Source organism: Pontibacter qinzhouensis, from assembly GCF_008017455.1.
GTDB lineage: Bacteria > Bacteroidota > Bacteroidia > Cytophagales > Hymenobacteraceae > Pontibacter > Pontibacter qinzhouensis.
Genome location: NZ_VRTY01000168.1, coordinates 1 through 7,306 on the forward strand (window position 1 = coordinate 1; position 7,306 = coordinate 7,306).

The window sequence follows — 7,306 nt, forward strand, 5'->3', positions numbered from 1 at the left end:
CTGCAAACTCGTAAGCTTCAGGCCCCAAATCGCCAATGCCGTAAGCCGATGGCAAAGAGGTTATGTGTAAGAGCAAACCGCTGCTCCGTTTCTTTATGATCATGATGCTGTTGCTGTTAAAAATGCTACAGGGAATTTGTCTAAAATGTCGGCCACAGGAATTTCCGGCTGCACGGTAAGCTGCTGCTGACCAAAAATCTGCTGCCATTCGGCAGGCGCATCAGGCGGTAAAACAATAGTGGTGTCTTCCCACACCTGCCCCAGCGGCAACTGCTCTTCAGAAACCACGGGCACCAGCAGGCGCGGTACCACCACCATGCACCATTGGCCTTCGTACCGACGTGTAAAGGCAAGAATATGTGTTTTATGTTTGCCGGTAACGTTCAGCGGCTGGTAATCACCAAAGCTGAAGAGTTCGTGCAGGTCTCTGCGTACGTTCAGTACTTTGTAAAGCAGGTACAGCTTAACGCGGGCATCGGCCGGGTTGGCCAGCAGGTCGGCCAGCAGGCCATCAGCATCCTGTTGCTCCTGCACTTTCATTTCCTGCAGGTAGTGCTGCCGTTGTTCGTAATCTACAGGTCGGCGGTTATCAGGGTCTACCAAACTAAAGTCCCAGAGTTCGCAGCCCTGGTAAATATCGGGTACGCCCGGGCAGGTGACTTTTAATAGCGCCTGGCAGAGCGAATAAATCCAGCCGTAATGCGCCAGCTTCAGGAAGAACGGGCGGAAAGCCTGCATAAACTTTTCATCCTTTAGCAGCAGGTGCTCTACCAGCTCTTTCACAGCACTTTCGTACTCCTCGTTCGGCTCCGACCAGTTGGTGTTCACCTTGGCCTCTCTGAATGCTTTTATGAGGTACTCCTGTACCCGCTCCACAATACTTTCGTCTATGGCACCATCTACAGGCAATACACCCAGCAATGTTTGTAGCAGAAAATAAATATCGTTACGCTTCGGGTAGCCAGGCTTAATATGTTCCTGAATCATCGCCAGCCAGTCCTGCACCTGCACTTCCCACTCATCCGGAAGTTCGCTTAACACATTTAAGCGCATACGGGCACCTTCGCCGCGTTTGGTGTCGTGGGTAGCCGTTGCGTTCAGGGAGTGCGGGTAGCTTTTGAGTTTGTACTTCATGAGTTTATGAAACTCATTGGGCCTGATGTTGAAAACATCAGGGCTGTTACCAACCTCATTCAGCGAAATAAAGCGGTTGTAGTTGTAGAAGGTAGTATCTTCTACGCCTTTAGCTGCCAACGGACCTGTAAACTGCTGGCTTCGCATAACAAAATAGAGTTTATGCTGCAGCACCTCCTGCGGTTCCTGCTCACCTGGCTGAAATAGTGAGCGCAAGTGGAGCAGTTGTGCCTCTATATCTGGTGCCCGGTGTAAGGCTTCGGCAAAGGCTTTATCAATTACCTCAACAGCCAACTCCGACAGCGGGAAGGAGCGTGCGTAAATTCGGTAAACCGGGAAAGAAGCTAACAAAACTCCCAACGCTTTGCGCCACTGCTCTTCTGTAAACTCTGGAGTCAGCAACTGGTGTTGCCCCAGGTAGCGGAGTAGGTTTTCAAGCTCACCAGGCATCTGGTTTTTAAGAATAAACATCTTTTTCTCAAACACCAGCTTTTCGTAATCAGTGGCGGCATCAGGTACCAACTGCTTGTACAGCGAGGTCAGTTTCTTTTCGCCGGTAGGGTCGGTAAACAGGTTGCTGATCCAGGCCAGGAAATCGTAGCCGCTGTTACCTTGAATCGGCCAGTCTTCCGGCAGGTTTTCATGGCCTTCCAGAATTTTCTCCACCACCAGGTACACCTCTTCACCAGCCATTTGGCGCAGGCGCTCCAGGTACGTGTCAGGGTCAAAGAGTCCGTCTACATGGTCTACCCGCAGTCCCTGCACCAAACCGGTATCTACTAATCTTTTTATAAACTCATGGTACTTGTCGAATACCTCCTTTTGTTCCATCCGGAGGCAGATCAGATCGTTCACAGTAAAGAAACGCCTGAAATTTATCTGCTGCTCCGTCAGTTGCCAATGGCAAAGAGTGTAATACTGCTGCTCCAATACCTGCTGAAAGCTTTCAGGGTGGTTATTAACCCCTGCTAACACTTTTTCAAGTGCCTGGTTTAGAGCCTCGTTTTGCTGGATGGTGTGGCTTAGGTCTAGCAGTACCTGTTGCCACAGTGCCATGTCTATTTTGTCGGAGTTGCTTGTTTGCTGCAGGTGTTCCAGCTTATGCCGTAACTCTTCCGTGCCTGCTGTTGTGCCTGCTTCCTCCAGAATCTGCAAAATAAGCGGCTCATAAACCGAGAGGCTGGCAGGGTAGCAGGTCTCAAAATAGTTCACACTAAAGCCCGACTCCCCAAACGTGAGCTTCAGCTGTCTTTCTTTTAAAACATTTTTGAGTGTGTCGCCCAAAAAAGGCACCATCAGTTTGCCACCAAATCCGGGGTGAGCAAAGTCTATATCGAAAAAATTGATGTAGTACGATTTCTGCCCTTTCTCCAGAACATCCATCAGCCACCTGTTTTCGGGGTGGTAAGCCATGTGGTTGGGCACGATATCCTGTAACCAGCCCATGCCACGCTCCTGTAGTTCCCTTGTAATTTCTTCGAACTCTTCTGTTGTACCTACCTTGTGGCCGATCTGCTCTACCTCAGCCACATCGTAGCCGTGTTCACTTCCGGTTTTAGCTTTAAAAAAAGGCGCCGCATACAAGGTGCTGATGCCAAGTTCGTGAAGGTAAGGGATAATCTTGCGCACATCCTTCAGTGTGAAGGCTGGCGACACCTGTAGCCTGTAAGTGGCCTTAGGAATATAAACCATACATGTTTATGCTTTTAAATTCAGACTCTGATATAACTGGTCAAATTTACGGCACCAGTCTGCAGCACCTTCGTCTCCTTTGTCGCTCCAATGCTTGTAGTCCTCATAAATCTCTTTCCGCATCATAAACGCTATGTTCTGCGCGTGCCAGTATTCCGGCTCAACGGGCGATTTGCGGAAAAGGTTAATAAGATCTATCAGCAGGTCCATCAGGTTCACATTGTCGGGGTACTGTCCTAACTGTTGCATCAGGTCCTGCACTCGTTTTGCCATGTCAAAACTTAATGTTTCGGCATTCAGTTTCACGTTCATGCGCTCTGCCTCGTTAAGTAGTTTCTGTACCTCCTGCGGGTTAATTTCAGGCTTTGCTATTTCCTGCTGCAATCGGTTATTTACAATGTACTCTACTGTAGTGAGCAGGGGGCGTGGCAATGGCATGGCTAAACGGCGCATGGCCTGCATGAGGGGGTAATTATTGTTATAAACGTTCAGGAAATCGTTTTCGATGTTATGCATAGTTTGCTCCAGCACCTGATCCAGTATTTTTTTCTGGTCATCTTTAAACAAGTGCCAGAAGGAGTAGTAGTGAGACTCAAAATATTTATCTAGTAACATAATGACCTCGCTTACGTTGCCTCTGTTAAAGGCATTGCTTAACTCCAGGTGCATGACTTTAAAGGTTGAGTCGTCTATAAATTTACGTACTCCTCCGAACAGCTGGTGGTCGCCCATGTGCAGTACCGCAAACGTAAATACATCTTCGTTCCAGGTTATGTTCGAGTGTATTTTGGCCTGACCGGTAGCCAGTTTCAAACGGCCGGCTTCCAACAGATCATAATTTTCGGAGGTAGCACTGTAGCTGTAGAGGTTCAGGTTCTCGGGTTTGTCAGAGAACAAGGAGGCAACCGCATAATGTGCACCTACACGCAATAGGTTTATAATTGTGGGTTTAACGTGTTTGTTATAAACTTCTGCCGCATTGCCATAGTCAGGTATATTGCTTTCTGCTTTGGCAAGAAGTTTCAGGAATCCGGTTCGGTAGTCCTGCGAATTGATGCCATACGCTAACTGCAGGGCTCTGGCAGCGTAATAAATATCCTGAACAGTTTCTATTCCGGTCACTTCATCAAAAAACCAGCCGCAGCTTGTGTACATCAGCATGGTGTGGTACTGCATATCGAGTAGGCTCAGAAACCTTGACTCTTCCTCCTTGTTTAGATTGCGGCTTGTATGGGAGGCTATGAATTGCTTCACATTTTCCTCCGACCGGTCCATAATTACCTCAATGTAGTCGTTGCGGGTTATCCAGGGGTCGGCGGTGAGCTTTTTCATCTCCTTTTCGTAGAGAGGCGCCAGCTGGTCGCGGAGCCAGTCGAAGGCATCACGTAAGGGGCCTCGCCACTCCTGGTTCCAGTTGCCGTTGCCACCCGTGTTGCAGCCACAGTTACTTCGCCAGCGTTCTACGCCATGTGCACAGCTCCAGGAAGTGTCTTCGGTAATTTTAGCCTCGTATTCAGGAGGGTGTTTTTCCAGGAACTCCCCATAAACGGTTAAGGTTGCATGGTGCTGTTCCTCTATAAACCGAATAGCATACGATAAGGCCATTTCGCCAAAGCGGTGGTGGTGGCCATAGGTTTCGCCATCGGTAGCGATGTGCATTAGCTGTGGCTCCTTTGCCTGTTGGTCGAGGGTGCTGCCGAGTCGGTGTGCAAATCGTTCGCCACTGTTCAGCAGCCCTTCAAAAGCGATGCCCTGCGATACAGGACCGTCGTAGAAAAACAAGGCGATGCTTCTGCCCGAAGGTAAATTACAGCGGTATGCCCGTCGCGGATCTATTTTAGCTCCAACGCCATCATGCCACTCTTTATCCCCGATTTTACGGAATTTGTTTGCCTGGTAGGGCGAGAGAATGGTAAATTTAATTCCGTGTTCGGCCAGTACCTCCAGGGTTTCGGTGTTAGCAGCTGTCTCACCGAGCCACATTCCTTCCGGATCGCGTCCAAAACGCTGCTTAAAATCATGCTTGCCCCAGATAACCTGTGTGTGCTTATCGCGGGAGTTGGCCAGCGGCATAATCATGTGGTTATACACCTGTGCCAGTGCAGAACCATGCCCCGAAAAGCGTTCACAGCTTTCTTTATCGGCATCCAGAATAGCCTGGTAAGTTTCCGGATCTTTTTTCTGCATCCATTCCAGCAGGGTAGGGCCGAAATTAAAGCTGATGCGGGAATAATTGTTCATGATATCTACGATAGCGCCTCCCTCTCCCAGAATACGGGAGGCAGAATTTCGTGCATAACATTCGTTCGAGATGCGCTCATTCCAGTCGTGAAAGGGGCTGGCCGATTCCTGAATTTCTACTTCGTTTAACCAAGGGTTCTCACGAGGCGGTTGGTAAAAGTGCCCGTGTATGCAAATGTATTTATCTTTCATGTTACTTATTTCTTGCTTTGTAAAGTAAGCAGAGATTCTGGCTGAAGCAAGAAAGAGTTTGTTTCACTTTCTGTTGCCTCCGATCCTGCGGCGTTACCTCCCCACTGCTGGTCAGAAGAATTTAAAAGAATATTCCATTCACTGCCTGCCTGCTGAGGCACAGTTACGTGTTGCGGCTGATCACTGAAATTAACCAGGCAGTGTAGGTGAGGCGTGGGGCTTAGATGTGTAAACTGCAGTACCTGCGTAGCCTTGTCGAAATGTGCCTGCAGCTTGCTATGGTCAGGTTGGGCAAACACAGCGGCGGCCTTTCTTATTTTGATTAGTTCCTTATAATATTCCCGCAGTTGTTTTTGCTGTTCCTGCTGATGATAGCTGTGCTGCAGTTTCGATTTCTGAAATGTGTCCAACGCCTGCGGGTCAGGTGCTTCGCCTTTCCAGCTGAAGGCCGAAAACTCTTCTTTTCTGCCTTTACGAACCAACTCTACCAGGTTTTCGTCGGTGTGGCTCACAAAATACAGAAAAGGGTTGTCCTCACCATATTCTTCGCCCATAAACAGCATAGGCGTGTACGGAGATAGCAGAACCAACCCGGCCACCAGCTTCAGTTTTTCAAAAGAAACCAGCTGTGAAATGCGTTCGCCTAACATGCGGTTGCCAACCTGGTCGTGGTTCTGAATGCAGACAACAAACTGCTTTGCCGGATTGCCCGAAGCATCAGTACCAAGCGTTTTTTTGCGATGCTCCGAGTAGATGCCATTATAGATAAACCCGTGCTGTAGTGTCTTTACCAACTGGTCCGGGTCTCCGTAGTCTTCGTAGTAGCCTTCCCGTTCGCCAGTTACCAGAGTATGCACGGCATGGTGAAAATCATCCATCCACTGCCCCGCTAATCCGTAGCCACCTTTATCGATCGGGTTTAGGAGGCGTACATCGTTCAGGTCGCTTTCTGCAATTAAAGTAAATTCGCGGCCCAGTTGCTCTCCAAGCTGGCTTACATGCTCCTGAAGCTCTTGCAAAAAGTGCTTGGAGCCCATGTCAAGTATGGCGTGTACAGCATCGAGGCGAAGAGCATCTATATGGAAATCACGAAGCCACATAAGGGCGTTCTGCAGGAAAAAATTCCGGACATGGTCGGAGTGTGCGTCATCAAAATTAAGAGCGGCTCCCCAAGGAGTGTTATATTTTTTTGTAAAATAAGGGCCATAGTCATTCAGGTAATTTCCTTCCGGCCCCATATGGTTATAAACTACGTCAAGTATAACAGCAATCCCTTTTTCGTGGCAGGCGTTCACTAAGTTTTTCAGCCCCTCAGGCCCGCCATAAGAATTTTGAACGGCAAAGGGATACACCCCATCGTAGCCCCAGTTTCGCTCACCGGGGAACTGTGCCAAGGGCATGAGTTCAATGGCAGTTATGCCAAGCTCCTGAAGTTCCGGCAGTTTTTTTATAATACCTTCAAAAGTACCTTCCTCCGAAAAAGTGCCGACATGCAATTCGTAGATAATAAATTTTTCCAGCGGTATTCCTTTCCAGTTCTCATCAGTCCAGGTAAATTTGCCATGGTCTATAACTTCTGACGCAGCATGAACGGTATCAGGCTGGAATTGTGAGGCAGGGTCTGGGCGTTCAGTCTCGTTATTAAGCCTGTATTTGTATCTGGCGCCCGGAAGCACTTTGTCTGAAGAGCCTGTCCAGTACCCAAAAGCCTCTTTTTGAAGCGTTAGGCTGGTAGTCTCCGGCGCTGAAATGATCACTTCCACCTGCTGCGCATCAGGTGCCCAAACAGTGAAGGTTGTTCCTTTTTCGGCAGTGTATGCCGCTCCAATAGCTCTAGTAATTCCCATCTGATTTAGAATATTTTGTCACAGGCTGTATTAACTTACAAATCCTGCAATAGGTTATCTATCTTTAAGCGATTTAAGTAGTTAAACATCTTAAACTTAAATGATCCCGTAATAACTACTGATTTGGTTTTTATTTCATTGAATTAGGCACTTGTTTAATGGCTAAGAAAGCTGTAAATTGATTGAAATAGAGCTATTTA

The 7,306-nt window shown here is 48.2% G+C and carries 3 protein-coding genes; all 3 read right to left on the reverse strand.

Annotated elements, in window-relative coordinates; translation table 11 throughout:
• Positions 1-99: 99 nt before the first annotated feature.
• Genes treY through treZ form a run of 3 tightly spaced genes read right to left on the reverse strand, consistent with a single transcriptional unit; the run spans position 100 to position 7,106 of the window.
• Positions 100-2,826 (reverse strand): malto-oligosyltrehalose synthase, encoded by a 2,727-nt coding sequence (gene treY, locus FVR03_RS23340; protein ID WP_147924187.1) that lies wholly within the window; start codon positions 2,824-2,826, stop codon positions 100-102.
• Between the two features lie 6 nt (positions 2,827-2,832).
• Positions 2,833-5,259 (reverse strand): DUF3536 domain-containing protein, encoded by a 2,427-nt coding sequence (locus FVR03_RS23345; protein ID WP_147924188.1) that lies wholly within the window; start codon positions 5,257-5,259, stop codon positions 2,833-2,835.
• A 5-nt stretch (positions 5,260-5,264) separates the two neighbouring features.
• A complete protein-coding gene (treZ, locus tag FVR03_RS23350) occupies positions 5,265-7,106 on the reverse strand; it encodes a malto-oligosyltrehalose trehalohydrolase (RefSeq protein WP_147924189.1) in 1,842 nt (613 codons plus the stop codon).
• Positions 7,107-7,306: the final 200 nt, after the last annotated feature.